Source organism: Mycobacterium sp. Aquia_216 (genome assembly GCF_026723865.1).
Classification (GTDB): Bacteria; Actinomycetota; Actinomycetes; order Mycobacteriales; family Mycobacteriaceae; genus Mycobacterium.
On sequence record NZ_CP113529.1, the window covers coordinates 1,602,536 to 1,619,893 of the forward strand.

At 65.9% G+C, this 17,358-nt stretch carries 16 protein-coding genes; 12 read left to right on the plus strand and 4 right to left on the minus strand.

From position 1 onward, the window contains the following. The first annotated feature begins 3 nt into the window (after positions 1-3). Complete coding sequence (locus tag OK015_RS07730; RefSeq protein ID WP_268130461.1) at positions 4-828, plus strand: biotin--[acetyl-CoA-carboxylase] ligase; 825 nt, start codon at positions 4-6, stop codon at positions 826-828. 9 nt (positions 829-837) lie between these two features. Beyond that, a complete protein-coding gene (locus tag OK015_RS07735; RefSeq protein ID WP_268130463.1) occupies positions 838-1,356 on the plus strand; it encodes a PH domain-containing protein in 519 nt (172 codons plus the stop codon). On the opposite strand, the gene OK015_RS07740 is transcribed toward OK015_RS07735, so the two are convergent. Then, complete coding sequence (locus tag OK015_RS07740; RefSeq protein ID WP_268130465.1) at positions 1,311-1,970, minus strand: GtrA family protein; 660 nt, start codon at positions 1,968-1,970, stop codon at positions 1,311-1,313. The genes OK015_RS07735 and OK015_RS07740 overlap by 46 nt on opposite strands. Before the next feature lie 98 nt (positions 1,971-2,068). Here OK015_RS07740 and OK015_RS07745 point away from each other — a divergent pair, with 98 nt between their 5' ends. From OK015_RS07745 to OK015_RS07770, 6 genes are all read left to right on the plus strand, one after another. Next, positions 2,069-3,292, plus strand: coding sequence for a 5-(carboxyamino)imidazole ribonucleotide synthase (locus OK015_RS07745; RefSeq protein ID WP_268130467.1), 1,224 nt, complete (start codon positions 2,069-2,071; stop codon positions 3,290-3,292). A gap of 44 nt (positions 3,293-3,336) precedes the next feature. After that, positions 3,337-3,852 carry a 5-(carboxyamino)imidazole ribonucleotide mutase gene (gene purE, locus OK015_RS07750; RefSeq protein ID WP_268130469.1) on the plus strand — a complete coding sequence of 172 codons (516 nt, stop codon included), beginning with the start codon at positions 3,337-3,339 and terminating at the stop codon, positions 3,850-3,852. A 15-nt stretch (positions 3,853-3,867) separates the two neighbouring features. Next, on the plus strand, positions 3,868-5,037 hold the full coding sequence (locus tag OK015_RS07755) for an acyl-CoA dehydrogenase (RefSeq protein WP_268130471.1): 1,170 nt from the start codon (positions 3,868-3,870) through the stop codon (positions 5,035-5,037). 178 nt (positions 5,038-5,215) lie between these two features. Continuing rightward, positions 5,216-6,361, plus strand: coding sequence for a PP2C family protein-serine/threonine phosphatase (locus OK015_RS07760; protein WP_268132522.1), 1,146 nt, complete (start codon positions 5,216-5,218; stop codon positions 6,359-6,361). Then, positions 6,361-7,944: a sensor histidine kinase gene (locus OK015_RS07765; protein WP_268130473.1), complete on the plus strand. Its 1,584-nt coding sequence runs from the start codon at positions 6,361-6,363 to the stop codon at positions 7,942-7,944. The genes OK015_RS07760 and OK015_RS07765 overlap by 1 nt, the downstream gene beginning before the upstream one ends. Beyond that, positions 7,941-8,381, plus strand: coding sequence for a response regulator (locus OK015_RS07770; protein WP_268130475.1), 441 nt, complete (start codon positions 7,941-7,943; stop codon positions 8,379-8,381). Before OK015_RS07765 ends, OK015_RS07770 begins: the two co-directional genes overlap by 4 nt. Before the next feature lie 13 nt (positions 8,382-8,394). Here OK015_RS07770 and OK015_RS07775 read toward each other — a convergent pair whose 3' ends face one another. From OK015_RS07775 to OK015_RS07785, 3 genes are all read right to left on the minus strand, one after another. Beyond that, entirely contained in the window at positions 8,395-10,647 is a 2,253-nt protein-coding gene (locus OK015_RS07775) for a SulP family inorganic anion transporter (RefSeq protein WP_268130476.1), read from the minus strand. A gap of 312 nt (positions 10,648-10,959) precedes the next feature. Then, positions 10,960-12,147, minus strand: a complete 1,188-nt coding sequence (locus tag OK015_RS07780) for a CoA transferase (RefSeq protein WP_268130477.1) — start codon at positions 12,145-12,147, stop codon at positions 10,960-10,962. A 15-nt stretch (positions 12,148-12,162) separates the two neighbouring features. Beyond that, positions 12,163-13,077, minus strand: coding sequence for a class I SAM-dependent methyltransferase (locus tag OK015_RS07785; protein ID WP_268130479.1), 915 nt, complete (start codon positions 13,075-13,077; stop codon positions 12,163-12,165). Between the two features lie 195 nt (positions 13,078-13,272). Between OK015_RS07785 and OK015_RS07790 the strand changes: the two genes are divergently transcribed. The 4 genes from OK015_RS07790 to OK015_RS07805 all read left to right on the plus strand — a co-directional run bounded on the left by OK015_RS07790 (position 13,273) and on the right by OK015_RS07805 (position 17,350). Further along, positions 13,273-14,835, plus strand: coding sequence for a PPE family protein (locus tag OK015_RS07790; protein WP_268130480.1), 1,563 nt, complete (start codon positions 13,273-13,275; stop codon positions 14,833-14,835). 463 nt (positions 14,836-15,298) lie between these two features. Further along, entirely contained in the window at positions 15,299-15,577 is a 279-nt protein-coding gene (locus OK015_RS07795) for a type VII secretion target (protein ID WP_268130481.1), read from the plus strand. A 156-nt stretch (positions 15,578-15,733) separates the two neighbouring features. Continuing rightward, positions 15,734-17,038 (plus strand): hypothetical protein, encoded by a 1,305-nt coding sequence (locus tag OK015_RS07800; protein ID WP_268130483.1) that lies wholly within the window; start codon positions 15,734-15,736, stop codon positions 17,036-17,038. Between the two features lie 15 nt (positions 17,039-17,053). Further along, complete coding sequence (locus tag OK015_RS07805; RefSeq protein ID WP_268130484.1) at positions 17,054-17,350, plus strand: PE family protein; 297 nt, start codon at positions 17,054-17,056, stop codon at positions 17,348-17,350. Positions 17,351-17,358 lie beyond the last annotated feature (8 nt).

Sequence of the window (17,358 nt, forward strand, 5' to 3'; positions counted from 1 at the left end):
GCGATGGACCGGGACTCACTGAGGCCGCCCCTGGACGCGGCCGCACTGCGCAATGAGCTCGTCGGGACCGGATTGGGTTGGCGGCAGCTCGATGTCGTCGAGCAGACCGGTTCCACGAACGCCGATCTGCTGGCCCGCGCGGCGGCCGGCACCGATGTCACCGGGGCGGTGCTGATCGCCGAGCACCAGACCGCCGGTCGCGGCCGGCACGGGCGCGGCTGGATCGCTTCTCCGCGGGCGCAGATCACGATGTCGGTTGGGGTGAGCGTTGTCGACGTCCCGGTCACGGGGTGGGGCTGGCTGCCACTGGCGACCGGTGTGGCGGTAGTTGACGCCGTCGCCCCGCTGCTGCAGGGGGCCGGGGTGGAATTGGGCCTCAAGTGGCCCAACGACGTGCTGGCCGGCCCGCCCGATTCCAAAGGCAAGCTGGCCGGAATCCTCGCCGAGGTCGCGCGGCCGGTAGTGGTAATTGGCCTGGGGCTCAACGTAACTCAGGCACCCGACCAGATCGACGGGGCGGGTGCGACCTCGCTGCTCGATCTTGGCGTGGCCGCGCCCGACCGCGACCAGCTGGTCCGCGCGGTGCTGCGAGAGCTCGGCGGGCGGATCGTCGGGTGGCAGGCCGCACGCGGGGCCGACTGGAAGTTGGCGGCCGACTACCGGGCGCGCAGCCTGACCATCGGCACCCGGGTGCGCGCCGCGCTGCCGGGCGGCAAGGAAATCGTCGGGACCGCCAGCGCCATCGACGATCACGGCCGGCTCTGTTTGGAGACCGGTCACGAGACCGTCGTCGTTTCGGCCGGTGACGTCGTACATCTGCGGGGCTAATGTCACCACATGAGCTATCCCGATAACGCCCTGGCCGCCGGGGAGCAGGTCGTCATCCATCGCCATCCGCACTGGAAGCGATTGATCTGGCCCGTCGTGATTTTCATCCTGGTGACGGGCCTGGCGGCGTTCGGGTCCGGCTACGTCAACTCCACGCATTGGGAACAGGTCGCCAAGAACATCATCCACGGCGTCATCTGGGGGATCTGGTTGGTGATCGTCGGCTGGCTGACGCTGTGGCCGTTTTTGACTTGGCTCACCACACATTTCGTCGTTACAAATCGCCGGGTGATGTATCGGCAAGGATTGCTGACCCGCAGCGGGATCGATATTCCGTTGGCGCGGATCAACAGTGTCGAATTCCGGGACAAGATTTGGGAGCGGATGTTTCGCACCGGGACGCTGATTATCGAATCGGCGTCACAAGATCCGTTGGAGTTCCACAACATTCCGCGGCTGCGCGAGGTACACGCGCTGCTGTATCACGAAGTTTTCGACACCCTGGGGTCCGAGGAGTCGGCGACCTGAGTGCTCCGGCTCGCCCGGTTGCGCCACGCGCGCAACATCGTGACGTTGCCGGACTCCACCTCGTCCTCGAAAACTTCGGCGATGCCGCCCGCGGTGAGGGCGGACTCCAGTGCCTTGTCGGGATTGCGGGCGTATTGGTCGGGAAACACCCAGCGCCGGAACGCCCAGAAGCGAAATGCCATCTGCAGCAGGTTGCCGATGATGTAGGCCGAGATGAAGTCGGCGATGTTTTCCACGGTCAGCGACACCATCGGCTCCCGCAGCTGCAGGATGTAGCTGGAAACCCACAGCGGCGCCATACTCAGCAGCACCCCCACCCCGCTGAACGCGAAGAACAGCAACGCCTCGTGGTGGCGCTCGCGGCCGCCGCGGTTGCGGAAGCTCCACTCCCGGTTCAGTACATAGGACGCGATGACCGCGACGATGCCCGCGATCACCTTGGCCGTCACCGGCTTGGTCTCGAGAATCGTCAGCTTGAGGGTGTAGAAAATTGCCGAGTCGATGATGAAGGTGGTGCCCCCGACGATGGCAAATTTGATGAATTCATGATGGCGCTCCGCATAGGGCTGAAAGGCCGCAGGCAAGCGCGCGATTGTGGCATCGGCGAAGGACACAAGACGTGAGTGTACGGATGGACGCGAAAACGGCGCAAAATGGTACATAACGATTTCGCGTCGCAGCCGGTCAACACGCCGTCAGGTGCCGTGACACCATGATTGCCGTGCCGAATACACGCACCCCGTTGGTCGCCATGGTGGGCGCCGGTCAACTAGCCCGGATGACGCATCAGGCCGCGATCGCACTGGGCCAGCGCCTGCGGGTGCTGGCCGGCTCCGACGACGAGCCCGCCGCGCAGGTCACGCCCGATGTGGTGATCGGTTCGCACACCGATCTGGAAGACCTGCGCCGCGTCGCCGCGGGCGCCGACGTGCTGACCTTCGACCACGAGCACGTCCCGACGGAGCTGCTGGAGAAGCTGGTCGCCGAGGGCGTCAACGTGGCACCGGCGCCGCAGGCCTTGCTGTACGCCCAGGACAAGCTCGTGATGCGCCACCGGCTGGAGGGCCTCGGCGCCGCCGTGCCGCGTTATCTCGGCCTGGATTCGCTCGAGGACATCGATCAGGTGGATGCCTTCGCGCGCCGTGTCGGTGCTGAGCTGGTGGTCAAGGCGGCCCGCGGGGGCTATGACGGCCGTGGCGTGCGGCTCGCGCGGGACCTGGCGGATGCCCGCGAGATCACCCGCGCCTACCTGGCCGACGGCGTGCCGGTGGTGCTCGAGGAGAGGGTGGCATTGCGCCGCGAATTGTCGGCGCTGGTGGCCCGTTCGCCGTTCGGGCAGGGGGCGGCCTGGCCGGTGGTCCAGACGGTACAACGCGACGGGATTTGCGTCCAAGTGATCGCGCCGGCGCCGGAGCTGTCCGAGCGCGTGGCCGCGGCCGCGCAGCAGTTGGCGCTGCGGCTGGCCGCGGAACTCGGCGTGGTCGGTGTGCTCGCCGTCGAGTTGTTTGAGACCCGCGAGGGTGCACTGCTGGTCAATGAGCTCGCGATGCGGCCGCACAACTCCGGGCACTGGACCATGGACGGCGCGCGCACCAGCCAGTTCGAACAGCATCTGCGGGCGGTGCTGGACTACCCGCTCGGCGACACCGATGCCATCGCTCCGGTGACAGTGATGGCCAACGTGCTGGGCGCCGCGCACCCGCCGGAGATGACCGCGATGTCCCTTGATGAGCGCTTGCACCATCTCTACGCGCGGATGCCCGACGCCCGGGTGCACCTGTACGGCAAGGCCGAGCGCCCGGGCCGCAAGGTCGGGCATATCAATTTCCTGGGTGACGCCGTGGCGGACCTGCCGAAGCTGCGTGAACGTGCCGAGCTGGCGGCACACTGGTTGTCCCAGGGGCAGTGGACGGACGGATGGGATCCACATGGCTAGCGCCGCGACGATGCAGAACGCTGTGATGAGGAGGAGCGGCGCCAATGGCTAACGACGCCCGCGTGGGGGTGATCATGGGCAGCGACAGCGACTGGTCGGTGATGGCCGACGCCGCCGCGGCACTGGCCGAGTTCGACATCCCGGCCGAGGTCCGGGTGGTCTCGGCGCATCGCACCCCGGGCGTGATGTTCGACTACGCCCGCGGTGCGGCCGACCGCGGCCTCGAGGTGATCATCGCCGGCGCCGGGGGCGCGGCTCACCTGCCCGGCATGGTCGCGTCGGCGACGCCGCTGCCGGTGATCGGCGTGCCGGTGCCGCTGGCCCGGCTGGACGGAATGGACTCGCTGCTGTCGATCGTGCAGATGCCCGCCGGTGTGCCGGTGGCCACGGTCTCCATCGGCGGCGCCCGCAACGCCGGCTTGTTGGCGGTGCGGATTCTCGGCTCCTCCGACCCGGCGCTGCGAGCCCGGATCGTCGCGTTCCAGGACCAGCTGGCCGAGAGCGTGCGGGCCAAGGATGCGGCCCTGCAGGAGCTGCAGGGTAAAGTTACCGGCGAGTAGCAAGGAGGGCCGACGATGGCTGCATGGGCGGGACACCCCGACTTCGATCTGTTCCAGTTGCCCGAGGAACACCAGGAGCTGCGGGCGGCGATTCGGGCGCTGGCGGAAAAGGAAATCGCTCCGCACGCCGCGGATGTGGACGAGAATTCCCGCTTCCCGTCCGAGGCGCTGGACGCGCTGAACGCCTCGGGCTTCAACGCCGTGCACGTGCCCGAGGAGTACGGCGGCCAGGGCGCGGACTCGGTCGCGGCCTGCATCGTCATCGAGGAGGTCGCCCGGGTCGACACGTCGGCGTCGCTGATTCCGGCGGTGAACAAGCTCGGCACCATGGGGCTGATCCTGCGCGGCTCCGACGAACTGAAGAAGCAGGTGCTGCCGTCGATCGCCGATGGCACCGCGATGGCGTCCTACGCCTTGAGCGAGCGCGAAGCCGGCAGTGACGCGGCATCCATGCGCACCCGCGCCAAGGCCGACGGGGACGACTGGATCCTCAACGGCGCCAAGGCCTGGATCACCAACGGTGGCAAGTCAACCTGGTACACCGTGATGGCGGTGACCGATCCCGACAAGGGCGCCAACGGCATCTCGTCGTTCATCGTGCACAAGGATGACGAGGGCTTCACCGTCGGGCCGAAGGAGAAGAAACTCGGGATCAAGGGTTCGCCGACCACCGAGCTGTACTTCGAGAACTGTCGTATCCCGGGCGACCGGATCATCGGCGAGCCCGGCACCGGGTTCAAGACGGCGCTGGCCACTCTGGACCACACCCGGCCCACCATCGGCGCGCAAGCCGTGGGCATCGCGCAGGGCGCGGTAGACGCCGCCATCGCCTACACGAAGGATCGCAAGCAGTTCGGCGAGTCGATCAGTAGTTTCCAGGGCGTGCAGTTCATGTTGGCCGACATGGCGATGAAGGTGGAGGCCGCGCGGCTGATGGTCTACAGCGCCGCCGCGCGAGCCGAACGTGGCGAGTCGAATCTGGGATTCATCTCGGCGGCGTCGAAATGCTTTGCCTCCGATGTCGCGATGGAGATCACCACCGACGCCGTGCAGCTGTTCGGCGGTGCCGGCTACACCATCGACTTCCCCGTCGAGCGAATGATGCGCGACGCCAAGATCACCCAGATCTATGAGGGTACTAATCAGATTCAGCGCGTGGTGATGTCGCGGGCGCTGCTGCGCTGAACGTTTTCCGGGGCCCGATGGCCAGAAACTCAGGTCGCCTAATAGGATCGTGCGCTACCGGGTAAGGGCCCGAACGCGGCGAGGGGTGCGCAGATGACGGACTTGGTTCCCCACTGGCCCCCGCCCGGGATCGGTGCCCGTGCATAGCCCGGTGACCCCCGCCGCGAACTGGCAGACATTGTCGTTGCTCTTGGTCGAAGACGACCGGGCCGACGCCGTGCTCGTCGAAGACCTGATTTCCAGCGCAGTCGACGACATCAAGGTGACGTGGGCACAGTCGATGGCGCACGCCGAGCGCGAGCTGGCCTCGGCCCGGCCCGATTGCGTACTGCTGGATCTACACCTGCCGGACGCCAACGGTATCGAGGCATTGGACCGTATCGCCAAGCACGACGCGACGGTGCCGATCGTGGTGCTGACCGGTTTGAATGACGAGTTCTTCGGCGCCTCCGCGGTCGCGGCCGGGGCGCAGGACTATCTGGTCAAGGGCCGCGTCGAACCCGACATGCTGCGCCGTGCACTGCTTTACGCGATCGAGCGCAAGCGCGTCGAGCTCATCGCCGCGGACCTGTACGCGAGTCAGCTTCGAGCCCGCGAGAACGCTCTGCTGGAACGCGGCCTGCTGCCGTCCCCGTTGCTGTTGGACAACCCGGGTGTCCAGATCGTGGCCCGGTACCGGCCGAGCCGCGCGGACGCGCTGCTGTGCGGTGACTTCTATGACGTCGTGCAGACGGCGGACCGGGTTGTGCACGTGCTGATTGGAGATGTCGCCGGGCACGGGCCCGATGAGGCGGCGCTGGGCGCGGCGTTGCGGATCGCTTGGCGCGCGCTCACATTCGCCGGCGTGCGCGCCGCTGAGCTGATGCGCCAGCTCGAGCGGATACTGCACGCCGAACGAACGGGCAGTGGGATCTTCGCGACCGTCCTGTCCCTCGAGATTGCGCCCGACACCTCGCGCATCACCTCCATCCGGGCCGGCCATCCGGGTATGTTGCGCCAAGGCGCCGGAACGGTGGAATGGGTGGAGCCGCCGGCCGGGCCGGCGCTGGGCCTCAGCGGCGACGACTGGCCGCAGCACGAGCTGGAATTGCCGGTGGGGCAGGGGCTGCTGCTACTCACCGACGGACTGTTCGAGGGATATTCCGGAACCGGCAACGAGCGACTTGGGGAGGATGGTTTGCTGGCACTGGCGCGTAGCCACCACGATCTGCCGGGTCCGGCGTTCGTCGATGCATTGATTGACGGCGCCGAGCAACTCGCTCAGCCGCGCGGCGGCCTTACCGATGACATCGCCATTGTGCGCGTAGAGCGGACGGCGACGTGATGACCGGGCCGCACCTGCGAGCTCAGCTCACCGTCCGGGGCTGGCTGTTCCTCGTGTTGCTCAGCATGGGAGTGCTGGTGCTCCTCGGGGCGGTGGGGGGCACGCTGTTGTTGAATCGCACCGACGAGCTCTCCCGTAGCCTGAGCGACCAGATTGCGCCGGCGCGGGTGGCCGCCTTCCAGCTGCAGGCGGCGTTGCGCGACCAGGAGACCGGGGTGCGCGGTTACGCGATCGCCGCCGATCGGCAGTTCCTCACGCCGTACTACGACGGGCAGCACGCAGAACACGCGGCGGCCGAAGAGATTCGGCGGTTGCTCGGCGGGCGGGTGGACCTGATCAACGACCTGGATGCGATCGAGCGGGCTGCCGACAACTGGCGGGCCAGCTCCGCGGAGCCGCTGATCGCGAGCGTGACGCCCAACTCGCCTGATGTGGTGAACAGTAGGGACGCCGACCGCGGCAAAGCCGAATTCGACCATTTGCGAGAGCTTTTCGATACGCAAAATGTGGATTTCACCGCGGCGTCCGCGCACGCCACTGACGAACTGAAAGACATGTCCGCCTGGCGCGACCGGGTGCTGGGTGCGGTGGTGCTGGTGTTCTTCGGTCTGGCGATCACGTTGGGAGTGCTGACCCGGGCCGCGATCACGCTTCCGCTCGCGGCGCTGGCCGCCTCCTGCCGGCGGATCACCGAGGGCAGCTTCACCGAAACCATCATGCCCCCGCGGCGGCCCAAGGACATTCAGGATATGGCCATCGATGTGGAGAACATGCGGCAACGCATCGTCTCGGCACTCGACATATCGCGGGCGGCCGAGGCGCGATTGGACGAGCAGGCAATCGAATTGAAGCGTTCCAACGCCGAACTCGAGCAGTTCGCCTATGTCGCTTCCCACGATCTGCAGGAACCGCTGCGTAAGGTCGCCTCTTTCTGCCAGTTGCTCGAGAAACGCTACGGCGACCAACTCGACGAGCGCGGTGCCGAATACATCGGCTATGCGGTCGACGGTGCCAAACGCATGCAGGTGCTGATCAACGACTTGCTGAGCTTCTCCAGAGTCGGCCGGGTGGGCATCAAGCAAACCGAGGTCGAGCTGGACGCGACGCTGGATGTGGCCGTGGCCAACCTCGGCGCGGCCATCGAGGAATCACACACCGAGATCGTGCGCCCGAGTCAGCCGCTGCCCCAGGTCGTCGGGGACCCGACACTGTTGACGATGTTGTGGCAGAACCTGATTGGCAACGCGATCAAGTTCCGGCACGTTGATCGGGCGCCCCGGGTCGTCATCGACTGCGAGTTGCGCTCCGATACGCGCCAGTGGCTGTTGACCGTGTCGGACAACGGCATCGGCATTGCCGAAGAGTTCACCGAAAAGGTCTTCGTCATCTTCCAGCGTCTGCACGGCCGCGACGTATACCCCGGAACGGGGGTCGGCCTGGCACTGGTGAAAAAGATCGTCGAATATCACGACGGCGCCATTCGGATCGACACGACCTACACCGACGGAACCCGCTTCGAGTTCACACTCCCCGCTGCGGTGGGCGCGGAAGTCCCAACCGCCCTGGAAGGAGCGCACCGATGACACCAGCCGGCAGAGCTGTCGAGATTCTGCTGATCGAAGACGACCCGGGAGACGAACTCATTACCCGGGAAGCATTGGAGCACAACAAGTTCCAAAACAGGTTGCATGTCGCGCACGACGGAGAAGAGGGGCTGAACTTCCTCTACCGGCGCGGCGAGTTCGAGGGCGCGCCGCGACCAGATCTGATCCTGCTCGATCTGAACCTGCCGAAGTACGACGGTCGCCAGCTGCTGGAAAAGGTGAAGTCCGACGCCGATCTCGCCCGCATCCCGGTCGTCGTGCTCACCACTTCTTCTGCCGAGGAAGACATCCTGCGCAGCTACAAGCTGCACGCCAATGCCTATGTCGCCAAACCGGTCGACCTCGACCAATTCATCAGTGCGGTAAGGCAGATCGACGAATTCTTCCTTCAGGTGGTGCGTCTTCCGGGCGTCTAGCCCGCAATGACCGTCAGGCCTGTGGTCTGACCGGTTCTTCGGGACACACGATGCCACGCGGAGTCACCTCGTACACCCGGGTGGTCGTGATGTCGAAGAAGATGCCGACCACCTGTACGTCGCCGGACGCGACGGCGGTTGCCAGGATCGGGTGGTGGACCAGCCTTTCCAGCTGGATAGCGACATTGACGATGCTCAACTGGTCGATCTCGGAGTACCCGACGTGTTCGGCGCTCGCGCGTGCCGGATGGTGATCCCGGTAGGCGTCCAGACTCTCACCGGCATATTCGAGCCACTGGCCCATCGACGTCGCGGGCTGATCGGTGTTCTCGAGCAGCACCTTCATGGCGGCGCACGACGAATGCCCGCAGATGACAACCGAACGCACGCCCAACTGGTTGGCGGCGAATTCGAGTGCGGCGTCGACGGATCGGTCGTCCGAGTCGGTCGGCACCAGATTGCCGAAGTTGCGGACCGTGTACAGGTCGCCGGGGCCGCTGGCGGTGATGACGTTCGGCAGGATCCGTGAGTCCGCGCAGGTGAGGAACAGCGCATACGGGTCTTGTGCACCGCCGAGTCCGGTGATGTGCTGGTGCAACACGGCGGAACCATTGCGGTGGTACTCGTCGACGCGGTCGAGAATGGAAGCGTCGCCGTTGTTTTGGTGATTGGTGCGCGCCGAGCGCCACGGCACCAGCCCGATCGGAGCGGACGCGAAGTGACGTTTCGGCGGACTGGCATTCGCGTTCTGCAGCAGCTTCGCCGGCGACGTCTCGACGATGACCACCACTCCGCCCCGTTCTTCGTGGGAGCGCTGCCAATCGGAAATGGCCTCCGAGACAGAGTCGTCGATGTAGTCCGCGTTGACATTCAACGTGACCTCGGACCCCTGGGGCACCGACGCGAGCGCTTTGGTCAGGCGCGGCAGCAGCAAGAAGCTCAACGTGCCGTCGATGTCGATCCGCCACTGCTTGGACTGCTCGCCGCCAACCGGGTGCACGGAAACGGGCGCGCGCGTCACCCTGATCAGCAGGATGCCGATCGCGACCGCGAGTCCGATGGCCACACCCTCCAGCAAATTGAGGAACACCACCGACAAAATGGTGACCGCGTAGACCGCGAAATTACCTGTCCGCCAAGCCAGTTTGACATGAGCCAGCTTGACGAGCTGGGCGCCGATCACGATCAGCAGTCCGGCCAGTGCTGACTTGGGGATGAGTTCCACCAGTTCGGTGAACAGCGAGGCAAACAACAGGATCCATACGCCGTGCAGCACGGCCGACATTCGAGTGCGGGCGCCGGCGGCCACGTTGGCCGAGCTGCGCACGATGACACCGGTGACCGGCAGGCCGCCCACCAACCCGGACATCACGTTCGCGGCGCCCTGCCCGATGATTTCCTTGTCGAAGTTCGTGCGCGGCCCGTTATGTAGCTTGTCGACACCGACCGCGCACAACAGCGATTCGACGCTGGCGATCAGGGCGATCGTGAGGACACCGACGACTATGTCGCTGGTCTCCTCGATCCACGGCTTGCCTTTCGGGGACGCCCCCGAGATCTTGGGTAGGTTGAGGGTATCGAAGAAGTTGCCCGACAGGGAGATTCGATCGGTATCCAGGCCGGCCGCGATCGCCAGTGCGGTCGCGGCCACGATTGCCACCAGCGGCGCGGGGATCATTCGCAGCTTGGCGGGCAGCCTTGACCACAGCAACAAGATGACGATGACCGTCCCGCCGGTGATCACCTCATGTAGTTCGTGATGCAGGATGCCGTTCGGCAGCGCCACCAGGTTCTGCCACGCAGAGCTGTGCGACGATCCGCCCATCAGAACGTGAACCTGCTGCAGCATGATCGTGATACCGATGCCCGCCAGCATCGCGTGCACGACCACCGGCGCGATCGCCAACGCGGCGCGTGCGAGCCGGCTCAGGCCGAACGCGATCTGCAGCGCGCCCGCACCGATGGTCATCAGGCACAACATCGGGAATCCGACCTCATCGATCAATCCGGCGACAACGACGGTGAGACCCGCGGCTGGGCCACTGACCTGGACGGACGACCCGCCGAATGTTCCGGCGACGATGCCGCCCACTACCGCGGCGATCAAGCCGGCGGCGAGCGGGGCGCCGGAGGCGATCGCGATGCCCAGCGAAAGCGGCAGGGCCACAAGGAAGACGACAAGCGATGCGGGAACGTCGTGCCGCAGATTCTTCAGAAGCGACCCAGATCTGGTCGTTTCCGCAAGGTCGCTGATAGGCGCGTTCATAAGTCGACTCCTCCAACGGTTCGGAAGTCGGCAAGCGGCGGTCCGCTACCGCGGGCTGACGACTCTTTATGACCGGTAGAACGTCGCGTGTCAATCGTGCGCCGACCGGCCCTGGCAACCAAGACAAGTCACATCAGCGGACGGCAAGACATTGTGCCGCCTGCGGCTAGTTCGTGTGAGGAAGCTTGGCGCAGCTAGCCATTAACCGTGAAAAAGGCCCGTTGATTCATCGACAACTCAAAGAAAGCCAGGTGCCTACGCGTTGACAACAAGAAGTTTCATGGGCGATTCAAAGAAAGTCGCCGCAGGAAATCAGGACTCGGCCAGAAACAGTTCGTTGTGCTGGCCAGTAGCGGGTGGGGGATCGGCGGCCGCCGCGTCGAAGCTGGAGTAGCGGGCCGGCGTGCGGATCACTGTGATTTCATCGTTACCACTGCCGACCGTGAGAGCGAGTTCGTTCTCGGCGAACAGCGGGGTACCGACCACCTGCTTCCAGGTGTAGGCCAGGCAGGCCATCAAGCCGCCTTCTTGCAGCAGCTCAACCCATTCGGCGGCAGTCTTGGCAGCAAGCGCCGACTCGAGTTCCTCGGTCAACTCGGGGTAATTCATCGCGCGAGAGCGCTGATCGATGAACCGTTCGTCTTCCAGCATGTCGGGCCGGCCGATGATCTGACACAGCTTCGCCCAGTGCTTGGGTACATAGGCGCTGATCACCAGATACCCGTCGGCGGCCTTGAAAGCATCCGACGGTTGCGTGGCAAAGCCAACGCTTTTGCGCTTCTTGGTATTCGGCGCGGCATCCGGTTTCGGCTTGGGCTGCTCGCTGGGCTTGTTCAGGTGAATCGTGAGTTGGCTGGCCTGCAGCCCCACCGCGACGTCGTACATTGCGACCCGGACCACGTCGGCCACGCCGTGGCGCTCGCGGTTGAGCAGCGCCGCCAGCACCGCTTGGGCCAGCACGTGGCCGCTGGCGGCGTCGACGAGCTGGAACGGAATGATCTGTGGTTTGCCGCTCGGCGTGGGCATTCCGGTGGTCATGCCCGACTCGGCAGCGACCATCAGGTCGACCCCCGGCCTGCTGCCCTGGGGACCGTTGCCCCCGTAGGCGGACAGGCGCGCATAGACCAGCTTCGGGTTGCGAGCCCGTAACTCGTTGGGGCCCAAACCCATCCGCTCCATCACCCCGGGGCGAAAACCCTCCAGCACGACATCCGCGGTGTCGACGAGCCGGAGTACTTTTTGCTTGGCCGCATCGTCGGTCAGGTCTACCGCCACCGACTTCTTGCCCCGGTTATGCGGCCAAAACAGCGTGGGCAGTGGTGGCCGGCCGGGCAGGACCGCGACGATCTGCCGCGCCGCCTCACCGCCGGGCGCCTCGACCTTGATCACCTCGGCACCAAGGTCGGCCATGATCTGCCCAGCGAGCGGCCCGGCGATGTTCTGGGTGAAATCGAGTACCCGGTATCCGTCAAGTGGCTTGGGCGGCTGGCTGTGTGGCATCGGTGGGGCCTTCCTTTAACCTGCCTTGTGCAGAACTGCGGTGCAGTAGTAATTCTTGGCGAACGGCGCGTCCTCGCCGTCGGGCTGTTGCGGTAACCCGTTGTCCGCCAACAACTGATTCAGCGGGGTGCTGACCGGCTGCCAGCCGTGGTCGCGCAGATAGGTGGCGGCATCGCTGCGCTCCCCGGGGAAGCCCAGATCGTCGAGTACGACGTCGAGGCCGTGCTCCCGCCACCGTTGGCTGGCGCCGTCCAAGGCGTCCTGGTTGCAGCCGGTGTTCAGAAACACTTCGGCCACCAGCTGACTGCCGTCGGCGGACAGCTCGGTGATCTTGTCCAGCAAGCGATCCTGAGCGTCGGGCGGCAGGAAGCCCAATAGTCCCTCGGCGGCCCACGCGGCCGGTCGGCTCGTATCGAATCCGGCCTCCTGCAACGCCGACGGCCAATCGTGGCGTAGGTCGATCGGGACGGCCCGGATCTCAGCGGTGGGTTCGGCGCCAAGCGCCTCGATCGTGGCCGTCTTGAACTCGATGACTTCCGGCTGGTCGATCTCGAACACCGTCGTGCCCGGCGCCCAATTCAGTCGGTATCCGCGTGCGTCCAAGCCGGAAGCCAGGATCACGACCTGGCGGACACCCGCCGTCGCGGCCCGGGCGAAGAACGCATCGATATAGCGTGTGCGGGCCGCCAGCAGGTCGGTCATGCGCTGCATGCCCCACGCGGCGCCGGGCTCGTCGACGACGGCGCCATCGATTTCGCCGTTGGCCCACCGGGTGAAGAAGTCGATACCCACGGCGCGCACCAGCGGCTCGGCGAACCGGTCGTCGATCAGTGCGTCCTTGGTGGCCCGGGCCCGCCCCGCGGCAACCATGGTTGCGGTGGCTCCCACGCTGGTCGCCAGGTTCCAGGTGTCGTTATCGCTGCGCGCCACGGATGCGCCCCTTCCGCCGGTGTACTGGTTAGACAGATTAACGATACGGTCTCCGGCGGGTTCGTCGTCCCGGGTCCGGGCCGGCGTGTTGATAATGAAAATCGTTTGCATTAAGTTAGCTGAGGTCATGGACCTTTCAGCCCAAGGGGTATCGACAAATGACCAGGTCATCGCCGATGTTGCGAGCCGCGTAGCGTGACGGCCCCGATGTGGATGGCCTCACCGCCGGAGGTGCACTCGGCGCTCCTCAGTAGCGGTCCGGGGCCCGGGCCGTTGCTCGCGGCCGCGGCCGCATGGAATTCGCTGAGCGCCGAATATGCCTCGGCAGCACAAGAACTCAGTGCTTTGTTGGCGTCGACCCAGGCCGGGGCATGGCAGGGACCGAGCGCCGAGTCGTATGTGGCCGCGCATGTGCCGTATCTGGCCTGGTTGACGAAGGCCAGCACGGACAGCGCCGCGGCCGCGGCTCACCATGAGACGGCGGCCGCGGCTTACACCGCCGCGCTGACGGCGATGCCGACCCTGCCCGAACTGGCCACCAACCACGTCGTGCACGGAGCCTTGGTGTCGACCAATTTCTTTGGCATCAACACTATTCCGATCGCTGTCAACGAGGCCGACTATGCGCGGATGTGGGTTCAGGCCGCCGCCACGATGACGAGCTATCAATCGGTCTCCACCGCGGCGGTGGCGGCGACAGCGCCGGCCGACCCGGCACCGCAGATCGTGAAACCCGATGTCGCAGCCGTCCAGGATGCCGGTGGTGGCGACGACGACGAGGAGTTTCCCGATCCCACCGTAGACAACCCGTTCAACCAATTCCTTGCGCAGATTCTGCGGCTGTTCGGGATCGATTGGAATCCTGGACAAGCGACCGTGAATGGGATCCCGTACGACGAATATACGAACCCGGGCCAATTGATCTTCTGGGTGGTTCGCGCGCTGGAGCTTCTTGAGGATTTTGAGCAGTTCGGCCAGTACCTGCAGACAAACCCGGCGATGGCCTGGCAATACATCGCCTTCCTCGAGGCAGTGGACTGGCCTACTCACATCGCCGAGATCGCCAGTTGGCTCTCGAGCACGCCGCAGTTGCTGCTGGTTCCGTTCATCGCGACGGTTGCCCCATTCGGGGCCGTCGGCGGCCTCGCGGGGCTGGCCGGCTTAGCTGCGCTGCCGCACCCTGTGGTCGCGGCGGCACCGCCACCGGCTCCGGCCGCGCCCGGCATTGCGGCAGCGCTCGGACACGCTCCGATCGCCGCGCCTGCCCCGGCCCCCGCGACGGCACCGGCGGCCGCGCCCACGGTGTCCGTGGCGCCGAGCGCTGCGCCTGCCGCGCCGCCCCCTGCGGGCGGACCCGGGTTTGCGCCGCCCTACGCCATCGCTCCTCCCGGGATCGGGTCTGCGTCGGGGATGAGCGCCAGCGCGAGTGCCGGTGCGAAAAAGAAGGCGCCGCAGCCTGATGGCGCCGCAGCCACCGCGGCTGCGAGTGCGGGGGAGGCGGCCCGGGCCCGCCGGCGTCAGCGGGCGCGTCAGCGAGACTACGGCGACGAGTTCATGGACATGAACGTCGACGTCGAGCCGGACTGGGACCAGCCGTCGGTGACGACATCAGATCGCGGCGCCGGCAGTCTCGGATTCGCCGGGACTGCACGCACAGCAGCCACCGCGTCGGGCTTGACCTCTCTGGCCGGCGACGAATTCGGTAGTGGCCCAACGTTGCCGATGCTACCAGGCACCTGGGATCCAGATGGTAGCTAATTAGTTGAGAGCTGTTGGCCGGTAGAGAGGTCGTTCGGGTTGGTGGCCCGCGACGGCTCGTCGGACGGTTCTGGCGTGGCCACGACCGCTGCTGCTGACGGTTTGCAACGCTGCCCCACGTTCAGTTACCGACCGTGCCCGAAGCGGAAAATCCGCTGCTTGTTGGATCACACCCACGCGACCGAAACCCGACCAGCGGGCTTCATCCGTGCCGACTCCACAGCCTGGGGATTCTCAGGTGAGAGCGATAGTGACAGAAGCGCCGATCGCGCGTGCTCGACGGCGCGAAAAGCTCAGTGCGAGGCCGTGACTCGCATCTGATAGGTAACGCGTCGTAGCGCCGCCCCCGAGCCGTCGCCACCATGGGTGACATACGAGCGGTCGAACGATCTCGTACTCCTGATGATGACGGCTCAGGGTAGCGGGTCAGCCGGCCGCGACTTAGGGGAGGGGAAGGTGCGCAATGGTCCTATCAGTCGTTCCGCAGGCGCTAACGGCTTTCGCGGCCGCCAACAATGCTGCTGCAGAGGAGATCTCGACTGCTAGCTCCGCTGATTCCGCGGCGATGCTGAATGCTGCTGCCGCCGCGCTCGGTCCCATTGGTGCCGGCTATCTAGCGGCCTACGGGCCGGCGCAGGCCAACAACGTGACCGCCGCCCTGATGGTGGGGCGCGTACACGAGGGCATCGCAGCGGCAACGCAGGTGGCGAGCATGTCCTTCGTTGCCGCCGACGATTCGTGACGTTGGCCGGCAATGGCATTCGTGCAACAAGCGACCCCGGCTTCGCCGCCGGAGCCCGTACCGTCGGCTGTGCAAAGCCGTCAATTTGCGCAGGCATTGCCCGGGTCTGACCCCGGACCGGCCATCAACGCGAGCGAATCGAACCTCGGTGACTACTTGAATCAGCCTGTCCAAAGCATCCTCGCCCGTCTGGGCGTGCCGCCATTGCCGCAGACAACGGCAGCGCCAGACCCGGCGGATCCCCATGGTGCGCCCGCAGGCGCACCCAACAACGGGATGACGGGCATGCTGACCAATCTGTTGACCCAGATGATCCAGCCCGTGACCGATGCGCTCGGAATGCTTGGCCCGGGAATGTTCAGCAACCTGGACCCCACGCAGATGCTCGGTGGCATCTCGCAGGCTCTGGATTCGGCGGGTCAGCAGGTGCAGCCCGCCATGGCCGGCGTCAATGCTGCGTGGCAAGGTGTGGCCTCGTCGGCGGCCGGCACGAAAACCACTGCGGCGCTTGCCAACGGTGCGCAGGTAGCCAGCCAGGCGACGGCCTTGAAGAACAGCTTGTCCGCTGCGGCCGCCAGTGTGCAGCAGGCCCAGGCGCAACTCGTCGCGATTCTCAACGAATTTTCCGCGACGATAGCCGCGATAGGCCCCAACATCATCTTTCCGTGGGGTATGGCCCAAGCTATCGCGGCAGCGAACCAAGCGGTTACGTCGGCCACCGCCGTCATGACCGAATTGCAGGGCACACTGGCCACCGAATCAGCTAACACCACGGCGGTCGGCGCGCCGGTGTCGGTGACCTCGCCGCCGCAGGCAGGCTCTAGTCTCGCTGCGGCAGCTGGCAACTCGGCATCGCATTTCGGTACCAATCTCGCGGCGGTTCCGCCTGCCGCAGCGAACGCTCCGGCGGCATTCGCCAGCGCGCCCGCGGCCGCAGCATCGACGCCCGCTTCGAGCTTCGCTCCGATGTTGATGCAGGCCGCGATGCCCGCGATGGAGGGTGCGATGGGCGCGATGCAAGCCGGCGGACAGGGCGCGCCTGCCGCGGCAAGTGCTCCCGGGGCCGGGGGCGCTCTGACGGCTGGCGGCGCGGCTGCCCAGGCGCTCGGCAAAGCCGCGCCCGGTGGTGGCGCGGGTATTACTGTGCCAGGCGATCTTTCACTTGAGACCCTTCCCTCGCGAATGGCTTCGGCTCCGGCGGTCCCTGTCACTGACGCAGCCCCAGCGGTGATGAACACCGATGCCGTTGCGCAGTCCGGCATGAGCGGGTCCCCAATGATGGGGGGCGCGCCAATGGCAGCCGGAGCGCGGGCTGGTGCCGGGCGCACCCACAGTGCAGCAGCTTTCCTGCACACCTCTGACCAAGGCGATGAGATCGTCGGTGATTTGGGCAGCGTCGCCCCTGCAGTGCTTGGTCACGCAGATCAAGTCGCCAGCCCAGACATCGAATTGAGAATCTAGAGAAGGAGTTTCGGCATGAACAGTACAGCTGATTTCCGGATGCAGCCGCAAGAGGTCACCGACGCCACCAACCAACTGGACGCGTTAGCCAGCCGGGCTGAGAAACTCATGCAGACCGAGGCGCCGAACCTCACGGTGACGGCGGCGGCGCGCGACGAGGTATCCCAACGGGTGGCTTCAACCCTCAACGACGTTCACTCTCAGTTCAGCAAGTCCGCTGACCAGGCGAAAGCCGAGATACGGAGAATGGCAGCGTCTTTGCGGGCCCACACCGACAATGTCGTTGCGGCCGAAGAAGACTTCGCCGTCTAACTAGGCAA